The organism is Peribacillus sp. NPDC097197, from assembly GCF_050278025.1.
GTDB lineage: Bacteria > Bacillota > Bacilli > Bacillales > DSM-1321 > Peribacillus.
This window is the reverse complement of the sequence record NZ_JBNNST010000030.1, coordinates 1-13583: the sequence shown is the minus strand read 5'-3', so window position 1 is coordinate 13583 and position 13583 is coordinate 1. Positions and strand designations below refer to the sequence as shown.

The 13583-nt window shown below is 39.1% G+C and carries 15 protein-coding genes and 2 pseudogenes; 15 read left to right on the top strand and 2 right to left on the bottom strand.

Annotated elements, in window-relative coordinates; all coding sequences use genetic code 11:
* Positions 1-128: 128 nt before the first annotated feature.
* Entirely contained in the window at positions 129-329 is a 201-nt protein-coding gene (locus ACQKL6_RS20590) for a cold-shock protein (RefSeq protein WP_402872572.1), read from the bottom strand.
* A gap of 670 nt (positions 330-999) precedes the next feature.
* On the opposite strand from ACQKL6_RS20590, the pseudogene ACQKL6_RS20585 reads away from it, so the two are divergent.
* The 4 genes and pseudogenes from ACQKL6_RS20585 to ACQKL6_RS20570 form a co-directional block, all read left to right on the top strand.
* Positions 1000-2218 (top strand): annotated as a pseudogene (locus tag ACQKL6_RS20585) (sugar phosphate nucleotidyltransferase); the annotation flags it as partial.
* Positions 2219-2419: 201 nt separating this feature from the next.
* Positions 2420-2650 carry a GDP-mannose 4,6-dehydratase gene (locus ACQKL6_RS20580; RefSeq protein ID WP_402872577.1) on the top strand — a complete coding sequence of 77 codons (231 nt, stop codon included), beginning with the start codon at positions 2420-2422 and terminating at the stop codon, positions 2648-2650.
* An 82-nt stretch (positions 2651-2732) separates the two neighbouring features.
* Complete coding sequence (locus ACQKL6_RS20575; RefSeq protein WP_402959154.1) at positions 2733-2837, top strand: GDP-mannose 4,6-dehydratase; 105 nt, start codon at positions 2733-2735, stop codon at positions 2835-2837.
* Between the two features lie 105 nt (positions 2838-2942).
* Entirely contained in the window at positions 2943-3068 is a 126-nt protein-coding gene (locus ACQKL6_RS20570; RefSeq protein ID WP_427651834.1) for a hypothetical protein, read from the top strand.
* A 39-nt stretch (positions 3069-3107) separates the two neighbouring features.
* Here ACQKL6_RS20570 and ACQKL6_RS20565 read toward each other — a convergent pair.
* Positions 3108-3428, bottom strand: a pseudogene (locus ACQKL6_RS20565) (glycosyltransferase family 2 protein); the annotation flags it as partial.
* A gap of 331 nt (positions 3429-3759) precedes the next feature.
* Here ACQKL6_RS20565 and fbpA point away from each other — a divergent pair.
* The 11 genes from fbpA to ACQKL6_RS20510 all read left to right on the top strand — a co-directional run bounded on the left by fbpA (position 3760) and on the right by ACQKL6_RS20510 (position 13418).
* On the top strand, positions 3760-3921 hold the full coding sequence (fbpA, locus tag ACQKL6_RS20560) for a Fur-regulated basic protein FbpA (RefSeq protein WP_402872581.1): 162 nt from the start codon (positions 3760-3762) through the stop codon (positions 3919-3921).
* A gap of 61 nt (positions 3922-3982) precedes the next feature.
* Positions 3983-4183: a Fur-regulated basic protein FbpA gene (locus ACQKL6_RS20555; RefSeq protein WP_402989542.1), complete on the top strand. Its 201-nt coding sequence runs from the start codon at positions 3983-3985 to the stop codon at positions 4181-4183.
* A 187-nt stretch (positions 4184-4370) separates the two neighbouring features.
* Positions 4371-4802 (top strand): hypothetical protein, encoded by a 432-nt coding sequence (locus ACQKL6_RS20550; protein WP_402989540.1) that lies wholly within the window; start codon positions 4371-4373, stop codon positions 4800-4802.
* Between the two features lie 5 nt (positions 4803-4807).
* Positions 4808-6139, top strand: coding sequence for a sigma-54 interaction domain-containing protein (locus ACQKL6_RS20545; RefSeq protein ID WP_427651833.1), 1332 nt, complete (start codon positions 4808-4810; stop codon positions 6137-6139).
* A 387-nt stretch (positions 6140-6526) separates the two neighbouring features.
* Positions 6527-7681 (top strand): acyl-CoA dehydrogenase family protein, encoded by a 1155-nt coding sequence (locus ACQKL6_RS20540; RefSeq protein ID WP_402989534.1) that lies wholly within the window; start codon positions 6527-6529, stop codon positions 7679-7681.
* Positions 7641-8126 carry a hypothetical protein gene (locus ACQKL6_RS20535; protein ID WP_427651832.1) on the top strand — a complete coding sequence of 162 codons (486 nt, stop codon included), beginning with the start codon at positions 7641-7643 and terminating at the stop codon, positions 8124-8126. Before ACQKL6_RS20540 ends, ACQKL6_RS20535 begins: the two co-directional genes overlap by 41 nt.
* A complete protein-coding gene (menB, locus tag ACQKL6_RS20530) occupies positions 8117-8917 on the top strand; it encodes a 1,4-dihydroxy-2-naphthoyl-CoA synthase (RefSeq protein ID WP_402989529.1) in 801 nt (266 codons plus the stop codon). The genes ACQKL6_RS20535 and menB overlap by 10 nt, the downstream gene beginning before the upstream one ends.
* A gap of 18 nt (positions 8918-8935) precedes the next feature.
* A complete protein-coding gene (locus tag ACQKL6_RS20525; RefSeq protein ID WP_402872603.1) occupies positions 8936-10573 on the top strand; it encodes an AMP-binding protein in 1638 nt (545 codons plus the stop codon).
* A gap of 51 nt (positions 10574-10624) precedes the next feature.
* Complete coding sequence (locus tag ACQKL6_RS20520; RefSeq protein WP_402872605.1) at positions 10625-11371, top strand: SDR family NAD(P)-dependent oxidoreductase; 747 nt, start codon at positions 10625-10627, stop codon at positions 11369-11371.
* Between the two features lie 114 nt (positions 11372-11485).
* Positions 11486-12664 (top strand): acyl-CoA dehydrogenase family protein, encoded by a 1179-nt coding sequence (locus tag ACQKL6_RS20515; RefSeq protein WP_402959146.1) that lies wholly within the window; start codon positions 11486-11488, stop codon positions 12662-12664.
* Between the two features lie 4 nt (positions 12665-12668).
* Positions 12669-13418 carry an SDR family NAD(P)-dependent oxidoreductase gene (locus ACQKL6_RS20510; protein ID WP_402989518.1) on the top strand — a complete coding sequence of 250 codons (750 nt, stop codon included), beginning with the start codon at positions 12669-12671 and terminating at the stop codon, positions 13416-13418.
* Positions 13419-13583: the final 165 nt, after the last annotated feature.

Below are 13583 nucleotides of genomic sequence, written 5' to 3'. Positions count from 1 at the left end.
GACCTATATTCTAAATTTTGAGCGAAATTTCAAGAAAATATCAAAAAGGGGTCCGGAATGAAATCATTCCGGACCCCTTTTGTCGACAAACTGAGGCCCTGATTTTCAGGGCCTGTTTATTAGTTTAATTAAAGTTTGTTTACGTTTGTTGCTTGAGGCCCACGTTGACCTGATTCTACTTCAAATTCAACTTCCTGGCCTTCTTCAAGAGATTTATACCCTTCCCCTTGAATAGCTGAGAAATGAACGAATACGTCGTCTCCATTTTCACGCTCGATAAATCCAAATCCTTTGTCACTATTAAACCATTTTACTTTTCCACGTTCCATTTAAGTACCTCCTAGCATGGTAAAACCTGCATTATTATCTTACATCATTATAATATCCATTTTAAAAGCATTTAAACTTAAAAAATAAATTTCCTTCAAATAAAGGTAGATCATTTCTTTACTTTTTCTTCTTATGATGAAGTATTTTTTTGAACGTTATAAAATGAAATGTAATAAATTCCATTCGTAACTGATTTGATAAGTGGTTTAACACCATGTAAACGTTGCCTTGGTATTAGATATTAATAGCGATTCTTGGCAATGGAACAGTGACATTAGCAGGTGACGTCTTATTAAATGCTGGAGATTTCGTCGGATTATTTTATGAATCTGATGGGGTAACTTTAGGAATTGATTTAGGCCGAGATGATAATAGTATTGTTTGGTCAGCTCATCGCCTCATTCAAATTAGAGAAAGACCTTGTTAATAAGCTTCTAATGTTAGGATGATATCCCTTAGTGGGCGATCTTCCTTTTTGTATTTAGGCTAGATAGTATTGGAAAATAGCTATGAATGTGAAAAATGAATGACAATATATAAAATATAAGCAGGAGAAGTATATTATACATAATTCAGAGAAATTCAAATTTGCTCTTTCTATATCAGAAGAGGTAAATTGTCATATCAATGTGAAACGTTTTACACTAAATGTCTATAGGAGTGAAAGATTTGCGCCTTATTTTATTATCTGGAGGTTCGGGAAAGCGCCTCTGGCCTTTGTCGAATAGTTCCCGTTCTAAACAATTTTTAAGACTATTGCCATCTGAGCAAAAAACAAATTCAAAAGTATCTATGATTCAACGTGTGTGGAACCAACTGGAAAACGTCAATCTAGCTGATCGTACGATTATCTCCACAAATAAATCTCAGGTTGATATGATAATTAGCCAATTAGGTAATGATGTACCTCTGATTATGGAACCAAGTCGAAGAGATACTTATCCGGCTATTGTTTTAGCCTCTCTATATTTATATTCAGTAGAAAGTGTAGACCCTGAGGAAGTGGTTGGAGTTATGCCCGTCGATCCTTTTGCAGGAGATGAGTTTTTCGAGCATATGATTACTTTAGAGAAGGTTTTGCAACAATCAATGGCTGATTTAGCTTTAGTAGGTATTGCACCTACTTACCCATCAGAAAAGTATGGTTATATAGTTCCTATTGCCTCACAAAATACAAAACATGAAGAAGCTTTTCAAAGAGTGAGTTATTTCACAGAAAAGCCAAATCATGACAAAGCTAAGCAATTGATAAAAGAGGGAGCATTATGGAATGGTGGGATTTTTGCCTTTAAGCTGGGATTTTTATTAAATTATATTAAAACGCAGGGACTTCCACTTAGCTATGCTGAAGTATTTAACCAGTTTAATCGGTTACCGAAAAATAGCTTTTGATTATGAAGTGGTTGAAAAATCAAATAATATTATTGTTGTCCCTTATAACGGTGAATGGAAAGATCTTGGAACCTGGAATACTCTTACAGAGGAAATGAAAACGCCGATAGTTGGCAAAGGAAGTATTGGTCCGGATTGTCGAAATGTCCATGTGATTAATGAATTGGATATACCTGTATCTGTTTTGGGTGTTTCAGATCTTGTTGTGGTGGTTAGCCCTGATGGAATTCTTGTTACAGATAAAGAGGCCAGCCCAAGAGTCAAGGAAATTTCTCTTCAAATTGAAGAGCGTCCGATGTATGAAGAGCGTCGATGGGGTTGGTACCATGTATTGGATTATACAAAATTTGATGAAGCCAATGAAGTTCTAACTAAGAGAATTGGTATAACAGCTAATAAAAACATCAGTTATCAGAGACACTTCCATCGTAGCGAAGTCTGGACAATTATCAATGGAACTGGGTTATTTGTTCTTAATGATATAATCCGGGTTCTTTATAGTCCTACTTCCATTCAAAGCAGAAGGTTAATGGTTAGTATGGACGTCTCCCCTCTCCTTAATTAAACTCCAGATATTCAACAGTAATAAATTCATATATAAAGGTTACCTTCTGCTTATTTTTATTGACTGTTATCGTTAAAGCCGAATGATTTTTTTATGTAAACTAAAAAAGCATACGATTTGTAGAAGAAGCAGATGAAAAGTGCAATAATTACTGGGCAGGATGGAGCTTATTTGGCTCGCTTTTTATTAAACAAAGTATATGGGCTAATGGCTCGGAGAAGTACAAGTACAATTTGGAGATTAGCATTTCTGGAAATTCAAGACGAAGTGGAATTAATTGAAGGAGATATGACTGACCTAGCTTATTTAATAAAGGCGATGGAAATTTCCAAGACAGATGAATTGTATAATTTAGCAGCATAGAGTTTCATTGGAAAATAATGGGAATAACCTATGCTTACAGCAGATGTAACAGGGGTGGTGTCGTCAATTTATTGGAAGCGATATGGTTTACCAATCCTGCCGTAAAGTTTATCAAGCATCGACAAGCGAGATGTTTGGATTGATCCAAGAAGAAAAACAATCCGAATCCACTCCTGATTGCATCTAAATCCACCTTATTTAAAATTTCTTCGATACTATTTGAATCCATGAAATCCAATGACTGTATAGCTTTGCTAATCCGTAAGGACTTCTCGGATAGAAAGCTGGTGAAGTGGGGCTGCAATTAGCGAAGAAAAACAAACTAGCATTAGTACATGTTAGACCCTTTAATCGTTTTGGGACTGGTCAAGCGGAAGGGTTTGTTGTGAGCGATTTTTCAGCTCGAATTGCCAAATAGAATATGGTCTAGCCTAGCCTGTTATTTATGTAGGGGATTTTCGTCACTATAAAGCAAGGTGAGCATGGATTGTAGCCAATTTTGTGTCACGATTGTATCATTATTTAAAAATAAAACCGTATCGCCCGTTGCAATATTAAGTCCTTGGTTACAGCCTTTTGCAAACCCAGCGTTCTTTTCATTGAAGATGGTCTTTAAAGAGGGAATACTTTTTAAATGGTCGACTGTCCCATCTGAAGAGCCATTATCAACGACGATAATTTCTATATCTTTGTCATCGGTATGTTTTTTAATGCTGGTAAGGCACTGTTTGGTTAAAGGTAATTCGATATATGTGAGAATAACAATACTGGTTTTCAGTATTACCTCCACCTTTCATAGTTAATATTCAATTAAATATATGTGGGCGTTAAAGATTTAGTGAATCCTTCCAGGTGTTCGTTAAGCGATATAGGTGGAAAAGATAGAAATTTCTTAGGACAAGATCATGCATCAATCTGTAATCCATACTTGACAAATGGGTTTAATGAGTTTAGTATTTACTTACAATTATTAAGACTGCTGACCAGATTACTGGAGGCTTCCCATTCAAGAGGATTAATGGTTGAATGGAAAGCCTTTTGCATTTTTATGCCTTTGAATGATTAAATTCATATGGGAACAAAGGACGAATCAAAGGAGGAAAGAAATATTGGGGATATTGCTTGAAAAGACTTTAGAAAAGAAAAAGTTTCTAATTGATCAATTAATAAGTAAAGGCATTTATAAAAAAAATAATATACATCTATATGAATTAAGGTTATGTGAATTAGAAGAAGAGTATCTTAAAATTCAAATCCAAGAAAATAAATAGATTATGGACGTGGAAATACATGTAGGTATTTTAAATATGTGATAAAAAAGGAGAGGGTTGTGTGGGGGATACGATAAGGAAGGGTATGGAAGAAAGACGAAAAAAGTTAATTAATAAACTGTGTATCGCTTATCAAGATGAAAGCATGGAGCAACTGTTGAAGTTATCTTTAACTGAATTAGAAAATATGCATAGCAAACTTTTGTTAGAATACCATCCACATAATGATGTAGGTTCTCTTCGCTGGTCGAAAAAGAAATAAACTCATTTTTGTAAACGCTTTCTTACTGTGCCTGGATAGGTAGCATCCATTAAGGATGCTGCTTTATTATTTGTTCGGAACGTTGTAATTTGCATTCTATTTCGGCTTTCCTTTGTTTTGAAAACCATGTATAGTTATTGTTATATAATTGAATATTTTGAAAGTTCAAATAGGAAGAAGGGGAAGCATGAACTTATCGATCTCTGAAATGTTCATCGGGCAGATTGCAAGGTTGCAACGTACATTTAGTATTTCAGACGTAAGGATATGTAGTGAATTAACAAATGACTATAGCCCGATTTATCAATTGAATAAAGAGGAGTGGAAAAGCAATTACGACCAGCCAGTCATTCCTGGTCTCCTAACGGAAGGGTTAATCACCCAAGTGATTAGTGAAAAACTTCCGGGTAGTGCCTGTGTTTTATTACAAAAGGAATTAATCTTTTATCATCCAGTGCACGTTGGTGATTTAATTACGGCGGAACTTGAAGTAATTGATATTAATATCGATAGAAATTGGGTTACACAAAAGGTCACTTGCTATAATCAAACGGGAATCGAAGTGATTAAAGGACAAGTTGTGATTCTACTCTTAAAAAATGATCAAGTTGTTTTGTGATGTATATGGAAAAAGTGATAAATGAATTAAAAAGTTGGGGCTCAATAGAAGTGAACCTAAAAGGGAAAGTACTTGGTGCTAGTCCAGATTTTTTAGAACATTTTAGTGTAATGAAGGATGAGGTAATAGGTAAATCAATCATGAATATCATTCAAACCTCTCTGAAAAGTCCTTTAGAAAGTCGTGATCCGAGGAAAGTCTTCTCTGGTGTCATTTTTGGACATGCGTGTTTTATTAAGATTACTAGAAAAGATCAAAATAACGTTTATCACGTCATCATACGGCAAGAAGAGTTAGAATATACCGATTTGTCATTTTATGCAAATGCATTGGAAAAATACAAAAATAGGAAAAAATCCAGTGTTGAAACAAATCAGTATGATTTCGAAGGGATTATAGGAAATAGTCCTGCAATCGAACGGATTAAGGAACTTGCGGCTAGAATTGCAATAAGCAATTCAACTGTACTCATAACTGGGGAAACGGGAACAGGAAAAGAACTGTTTGCTCAAGCAATACACGGTTTGAGTACAAGAAAGGCCCACCCTTTCATACCCATAAATTGTGCTGCCATTCCGGACGAATTATTTGAATCTGAGGTCTTTGGGTACGAACCTGGTGCCTTTAGTGGAGCAAAAAAGGAGGGGAAGCCAGGGAAAATAGAATTAGCTCAGAACGGTACGCTTTTCTTGGATGAAATATCAGAGCTTCCTTACCAGGCCCAAGGAAAGCTTTTACGTGTTTTGCAGGAACGGGAAGTAGAAAGACTGGGTGGAACAGGGAGTAAAAATATCGATGTTCGCATTATTGCGGCAACGAATAGGGATTTAAAAACGCTCATACAAGAAGGAAAGTTTCGTCAGGATTTATATTATCGTTTGTATGTGTTTGAATTGAAACTTCCATCATTGAGAGAGCGAAAGGAAGATATTCTTCCATTAGGCTATTATTTTATCAATCACTTCAATAAGATTTTAGGATGTGATGTAAGGGAGATAGATCCCACGCTTCAAGAATGGTTGACTTCCTATAATTGGCCTGGGAATGTCCGTGAGTATCAAGCATTTATCGAACGCGGGATGAATTTTGCTGAGGGGGCGACATTGAAAATGGATTCTTCACTTCTGGCTCCTCACATGAATGTGCGAGACTCATATGACGGCTCAAAAGAAAACGCTTACTTTGGGAGTTTGGATGAAGTGGTAAGAAATGCTGAAGCATTGGCTATCCGGCATACATTAAAGGAGTGTGGCGGAGATCGTTCTTTAGCCGCTCAAAAACTTAAGATTCATATTGCGAGCTTATACAGAAAAATATCGAAGTATAACCTGAAATAGCATGGTTATTAAATGGTTTTTACACAAAGGGGCTGTCTAATAAGTCCTTATTCCAGTGAATTTCGCAAAAACAAAGAGGCAGAAATGTTGTTAAATCAACGTTTCTGCCTTTTACTATTTATTCAATTTCGGTGTAATTACACCTTTTGGGACAGCCCCTTTGTGTTTCGCATTTCTGTTTTGCAAGTTTGCGAAAAGTAGTGAAACTGATAAAATACTTTTCTTTTAAAAGCCTCTAAAGCACAAATCCATCTTGGCACGCATCTTGCAATATAGAATAGCAACAAGGGGGAATTCTCTCTTCCGTTTAAGAGGGATATGTAGATTCGTTTTGAACAGTTGATGTTTTTCACCAGACTTACAATTCTGAAAAAAGGGAGGAATAAGATGATGGATTTTACATTTACGGAAGAACAAGAGTATTTTCGAAAAATGTTGAAGGAATTCGCAAAAGAAGAATTGCTGCCACACTATACTAAGTGGGACCGAGAAGAAGTCACGCCAAGGCATTTGTGGAAGAAGCTTGGTGAATTAGGGGTAAATGGTTTGCGCATCCCCATTAAGTATGGGGGTAGCGGAGCTGACTGCGTCACCACCGGGATTGCTGCTGAAGAGATAGGGCGTGGGGATTTCAATCTAACCTATGCAGTCATGCTGAATGCATTGATTGGCGAAATTATAACCAATCATGCTAGAGAAGAATTGAAAAACGAATGGTTACCCAAGATTGCAAGTGGGGAGAAGATTGTTGGCATTGCCATTACGGAGCCTTCAGCGGGTACAGATGCCGGGGGAATCAAAACAACTGCGGTACATAATGGAAATGTATATGTCCTTAATGGTGAAAAGTCGGGAATAAGTGTAGCGACTTGTGCAGATGCTTTCGTTTTATTCGCCAAGACAGAACCTGATTTGGGGAATCGAGGAATAAGTGCATTCATTGTTCCATCCGATCTTCCTGGAGTGGAATGCAAAGGGTACAAAGACATGGGGAATATACCAATTGGCAGGGGCTCCATTTATTTGAATGATGTTGAAGTTCCAGAGGAATATATGATTGGACTTCAAAATAAAGGTTTTTCCCAAGTGATGAATGGGTTTGACCTAAGTCGTTTATTAATCGGGCTGCAATGTGTAGGGGCTGCTTCGCAAAGTCTCGATGAGACGATTGAACACGTTAAAGTAAGACAATCTTTTGGTAAACCATTGGCGACATATCAAGGGGTTTCATTCCCCATCGTGACTCATTTTACCCAATTGGAATTGGTGAGATGGCAGGCTTATCGTGGACTTTGGCTTCGTGACCAAGGATTGAAACATAGTAAAGAATCGGCTTCCGTAAAGTGGTTAGGCCCCAAATATAGTGTGGAAGCCATTCATGAGTGCCTATTGTTGAATGGGCACTATGCTTATACGAAGGAAATGCCCTTAGAACAACGTATGCGGGATGTGATTGGATTAGAGATTGGTGATGGAACTGCACAAGCCAATATGATGGTCATTGCAAAAGACATTATCGGAAAAGAATTCCGGTCTTATTAGGATAGTGGACGAAGGAATGGATCATTTAAATCGCTATTTTATCGGTCAAATCGCCAGAGTGCAAAAAACCTTTACAGAAGATGATGTGACAGGGTGGAGCTCACTGACACATGATTACAATGATGTGTATGGTCTTGATATTTCTAAAAGGGATGGAAGGTCCTCGATGGTCCCAGGAATTTTAAGTGAGGGGCTCATTACGGAGGCAATCAGTAAGGAATTACCTGAAGGACCATGTGTCATCATTCAAAAAGAACTGGTGTTCATTCAACCGGTACAAATAGATAGCACGATTACTGCCGAAATAGAGATCATTGATGTCGATATCCAGCGACATTGGATAACGATGAAAGTGAGATGTATGAATGAACAGCGTATTGACGTCATTCAAGGGAAAATCATGATAAAGCTATTAAGTGAGGGAGGAATTAAACGATGGAATTAACTGATGTTTTATATGAAAAAATGGAGGGCATAGCAAAAGTTACGATTAACCGTCCTAAAGTCTACAATGCTTTTCGTGCAAGAACGATCCAGGAACTAATCTGGGCTTTCCGTGACGCATGGGATGATAACAGAATTGGTGCAGTAATTTTGACAGGGACCGGTGAAAAGGCGTTTTGTGTCGGTGGTGATCAAAAAGAAAAAGGAGAAGAAGGAGGGTATGATCATTCCGGTGGCTTAGGAGGTGGGATGGGATTAGAAATTGAAACCCTGCACCAAACCATTCGAAACATCCCAAAGCCTGTCATCGCGGCAGTGAATGGATATGCCATTGGAGGAGGCCATGTCCTACACGTCATCTGTGACTTGACAATTGCATCAGAAACGGCAAAATTCGGGCAAAGTGGCCCAAAAGTAGGGAGTTATGATGCAGGATTTGGTTCTGCGTATCTTGCCCGGATAGTCGGTGAAAAGAAAGCGAGGGAAATTTGGTATTTGTGTGAACAATATTCCGCACAGGAGTCAAAAGAGATGGGACTTGTGAATAAAATCGTCCCTGCAGATCAGTTGCAACATGCGGCAAAAGAATGGGCGATGAAGATTCTTGAGAAGAGTCCGACTGCATTGAAAATGCTTAAGTATTCCTTTAATGCTGATAGTGCAAACATCCAAGGGATATCCCAGTTATCGATGGGTAGTTTAGCGATGTTTTATAACACACCAGAATCAGAAGAAGGAAAAAATGCTTTTCTTGAAAAAAGGCCAGTGGATTTTAAACAATTCAGAAGATGATGAAGGGGATGAACTCTATTGAAATTCGATACGATTTTGAGTCAGGAATATGTGGAAAAATACCAATCTATTTGGCCAAATCGAACGATTCTGGATTATTTACATGATGTGATAGAGAACAATCCGGAGAAGACGGCAATCATTGATAAAAAAAGCCGTTATACGTATAAGGAGTTAGGAAAGCTGGTCGATCGGGTCGCTTTAGGTCTCATTCATATAGGAATGGGAAAGGGAGACGTCATCTCTTTTCAACTACCAAATTGGAATGAATTCATTATTCTCCATTATGCCGTCACTCGGATAGGGGCGATAAGCAATCCCTTGATTCCCATTTATCGTGATAGGGAAATTGGATTCATGGTGGAGATGGCGGAATCTAAGATGATTGTGGTTCCGGATCGTTTCCGTGACTACTATTATCCTGACATGATTGAGAGGCTAGCTCATCGGTGGCCTTCATTAGAGCATGTTTTTGTGGTCGGTGAAGAAGTACCGAATGGAATGAAAGCGTTCTCTTCCCTACTTGAGGAACCATGGGAAGAGCGGATGGATGTTTCCATTCTAGATGCCATCAAGCATGATCCGAACGATATTACAGAAATCATCTTCACCTCGGGAACGACCGGGAGTCCAAAAGGGGTCATGCATACACATAATACGCTTTGTGTATCAACAAATTATTGGATTGACCATCTGCGTTTAACATCGGATGACGTGCTCTTCATGGCATCCACCTTTGCCCATCAAACGGGATTTGGGTATGGTGTGCGGTTACCTACCCATTTTGGAGGTACTGGTGTCTATCAAGACATTTGGAACCCGAATGAGTTTATTGAGTGGATCGAGAAGGAGAAGATAACGTTTACTGCGGGTGCAACACCCTTCCTGCAAGATACCGTTCAATTGGAAGGGATAGAAAGGGGTCATATTCAATCTCTTCGAGCCTTTGTAGCTTTAGGTGCCCCAATTCCTAGACAGCTTGTGAGAGAAGCGAAAGAAAAAGTCCCATTCAAAATATTGTCGGGATGGGGACAAACGGAAAATGGTTTAGTGACATTGACAAGACTTGATGATTCGGAAGAAAAGTTAACGAGTACGGATGGAGCCCCTTTTCCCCATATGGAACTCAAGATAATCGATTTTAAAGGAGAAAGTTGTCCTCCTAATGTAGAAGGTGATTTACTCGCAAGAGGCCCTGCGATGTTTGTCGGGTATCTCAAACGAATGGAAGACACCATAGCGGAACATAAGAATGGTTGGTTCATTACCGGTGACCGGGCGGTAATGGACGAGGATGGATATATCCGAATTTCCGGTAGAAATAAAGACATCATCATTCGAGGCGGAGAAAATATCCCGGTTGCATATGTAGAAAACGTATTATACGAACATCCCGATGTTTCAACCGTACAGGTTATTGCTGTACCTGATACACGCCTTCAGGAAAAAGCATGCGCTTGTATCAGCATGAAACCAGGGAAGGTTCCCATTACAATGGATTCAATGAAGGAATTTCTCTCGAAGAAAGGCTTAGCTAAACAATATTGGCCAGAACAGCTAGAAATTTTGACGGAATTCCCACGTACCCCAAGCGGGAAAATTCAGAAGTTTCGTCTGAGGGAAATGATAAATGAAAAGATTGGAGACAACATTTAAGGCCAGGGTAAATGATTGATTAAAAGAAAATGAAAAAATGGAGGGATTGATATGACTAAACGAGTCGCTTTTATCACGGGGGCAGGAAGTGGCATTGGCAGAGAAATCGCAAAAAAACTGGCTTCAAGAAATATGAGAGTGATTGTGGCAGATATCAATAGTCAGAATGCGGATGAAACGGTTACTTTAATCGAGCGGGAGGGGAATGAAGCTAAATCCGTTTATTGTGATGTAACGAATTTGGATAGTGTAAAAAAAGCTGTGGAAGATTCGGTGGGCCATTATAAAAAGATTGATGTATTGGTCAATAACGCAGGGTGGGACAAGGTAGAACCGTTCTTAAAAAGTGATCCAAGCACGTGGAAAAGACTCATCGATATTAATTTACTCGGCCAAATTCATACGTGTAAGGAAATTTTACCGCTTATGATAGAAAATAATTATGGGAAAGTAGTCAATATTGCTTCAGATGCTGCAAGGGTCGGCTCTAGCGGGGAAGCGGTCTATTCCGCAGCAAAGGGTGGTGTCATTGCTTTCACGAAGACAATTGCAAGAGAAATGGCCCGTTATAAGCTTAACATCAATTGCATTGCCCCAGGACCAGCGGACACTCCATTATTTCAAGAGATTGGTTCGTACAATGAAGGGATCACAGGGGCCTTGGTAAAGGCGATACCATTCCGTCGTTTGGCTCAACCGGAGGATATTGCGGGTGCTGTTGCGTATTTTGTTTCGGATGAAGCGGGATACGTCACAGGGCAAACCCTATCTGTCAATGGAGGATTAACGATGGCTTAACAAGCCCAATGAGTAAGGGTTTTCCTTGTAGAGTTGAATGACCTATAAAGAATGCATGTTTCATAGAATGGAAGGAAACTAGATAGGGAATGACTTATGAAGGGAGTGGATTTTTTGGATTTTGAATTTTCAGACGATGTTACCTTATTAAAACAGGGTATCCGAGAGTTTATTGATAATGAGGTAGAGCCACATGCTATGTTAATTGAAGAAAGTGATGAAATTCCAGAAAGCATTTTACGGAAATCCAAAGAAATTGGTCTATTTGGTCTTAGTATTCCTGAGTCATATGGTGGACTGGGAATTGATATGGTGGGAAAATGTGCCATTCTGGAAGAGCTAGGGAGAACGCATAACGGCTATACCACTGTCATTGGCGGACATACGGGGATCGGTGGCGTCGGAATAGTAGAGATGGGAAATGATGCACAGAAACGAAAATATCTTCCCGATATGGCATCGGGTGAAAGAATCGGGGCTTTTGCTTTAACTGAACCCAGCGCAGGATCGCATGCTACCAATCTTAAAACGACCGCGATTAAAAGAGGTGATAAGTATATCTTGAATGGGAGCAAGCATTATATTACCAATGCGCCTATTGCGGACATTTTTACAGTCATGGCAGTTACGGACCCATCAAAAGGGGCAAAGGGCATCACTTCCTTTATTGTCGAAAAAGATTTTCCTGGATTCCACATAGGAAAAATCGAGAAGAAAATGGGTCTTCATGGATCGCATTCTTCAGAGATTTTTTTCGAAGATTGTGAGGTGCCTGTTGAAAATGTTTTGGGTGATGTAGGGCAAGGGTATGTTAATGCATTGAAAATTTTAGCAAATGGACGTGCGGGAATGGCAGCAAGAAACTTAGGTTCGTGTGATAAGTTACTTGAGATGTCGATTGAATTTGCTCATATGCGAATTCAATTCGACAAGCCAATCTTTGAGCAGCAAGTCATTCAACATTACTTGGCCGAGATGGCATTGGATACGGAAGCTCTCCGTTCAATGACTTATCGTGTAGCGTGGATGGTAGATCAAAAAAGGAACGTTATTAAAGAAGCAGCCATGGTTAAATTATTAGGGTCGGAAACGTATAATCGGGTGGCAGACAAAGCTCTCCAAATACATGGAGGGATTGGCTATATATCTGAATATCCAATCGAACGTTTTTATCGGGATGCACGTATTACCAGGATTTATGAAGGGACTTCTGAAATTCAAAAAAATATCATAGCGGCACAGCTGCATAAGCAATACCAAAGAAAATCAGGGAGTCAAAGGATAGGGGTATAGAGCTATGGATCTTAACCTTAAGGGGAAAAATGTTTTAATAACGGGTGCAGCCAAAGGGATAGGTAAGGAAATTGCTTTAGCAGCGGCAAGAGCTGGTGCCAATATTGCTCTCCACTACCATGAATCACAGAAAGAGGCAGCAGAAACAGCAGAAAACATTAAAAAATGTGGAGTGAAACTTGTACTTGTACAGGCTGACCTTTCCAGGTTAGAGGAAGTCCAAGAAATGAAAGTGGTCACTAAACGTGAACTGGGAATCATTGATGGTGTCATTAATAATGCAGGATGGACACAATTTAAATCATTTTTTAAATATGAACCGGGTGAATGGAAAAAGGAAATGGAGGTTTGTTTTTATGGAGTCCTTCATTTGGCACATACATTTATGCCGGATATGATGGATAACAATCAGGGCAAATTCATTAATATAGTGGGAGACTCCGCCCGGACTGGTGATAAGAACCTAATCATATCAGGTGCAGCGAGAAGTGGGACTATCTCTTTTCTAAAATCCCTATCCCAAGAAGTAGGCAAGAGCAATGTTCAGTGCAATACCATTTCACTAGGATTAATCGATCAAGGTCAATCATTTGATACCGTCATGTTAGAAAAGCTAATCAAGCAATACCCGATGGGACGATTAGGAAAGGTGGATGACGTGATTGGAATTACCCTCTTTTTGTTGTCCAATTGGTCTGATTGGATAACCGGTCAGGTTATTCCTGTAAACGGAGGACATAGTATGATCGGTTAGAAAATATGCGGGTAACTCTGTATCCTTTAAAGGTGTTCATAAAAAGCAGGCTTCATCATTTTACTAGGGAAAATAACGACCACCCGTGATAACGGGTGGTTTTCTCTGCGGCTGAAAGCCTTTATTACTGACCAGGCCCTAAAGGGCCCCTGATTGGTTCGCCAA

Excerpts from the sequence above, each read along its gene's own strand:
- ACQKL6_RS20545 (WP_427651833.1), top strand. The coding sequence starts at position 4,808 with ATGGAAAAAGTGATAAATGAATTAAAAAGTTGGGGCTCAATAGAAGTG.
- ACQKL6_RS20540 (WP_402989534.1), top strand. The coding sequence starts at position 6,527 with ATGATGGATTTTACATTTACGGAAGAACAAGAGTATTTTCGAAAAATG.
- ACQKL6_RS20590 (WP_402872572.1), bottom strand. The coding sequence starts at position 329 with ATGGAACGTGGAAAAGTAAAATGGTTTAATAGTGACAAAGGATTTGGA.
- menB (WP_402989529.1), top strand. The coding sequence starts at position 8,117 with ATGGAATTAACTGATGTTTTATATGAAAAAATGGAGGGCATAGCAAAA.
- ACQKL6_RS20550 (WP_402989540.1), top strand. The coding sequence starts at position 4,371 with ATGAACTTATCGATCTCTGAAATGTTCATCGGGCAGATTGCAAGGTTG.
- ACQKL6_RS20510 (WP_402989518.1), top strand. The coding sequence starts at position 12,669 with ATGGATCTTAACCTTAAGGGGAAAAATGTTTTAATAACGGGTGCAGCC.
- ACQKL6_RS20520 (WP_402872605.1), top strand. The coding sequence starts at position 10,625 with ATGACTAAACGAGTCGCTTTTATCACGGGGGCAGGAAGTGGCATTGGC.
- ACQKL6_RS20580 (WP_402872577.1), top strand. The coding sequence starts at position 2,420 with ATGAAAAGTGCAATAATTACTGGGCAGGATGGAGCTTATTTGGCTCGC.
- ACQKL6_RS20575 (WP_402959154.1), top strand. The coding sequence starts at position 2,733 with ATGGTTTACCAATCCTGCCGTAAAGTTTATCAAGCATCGACAAGCGAG.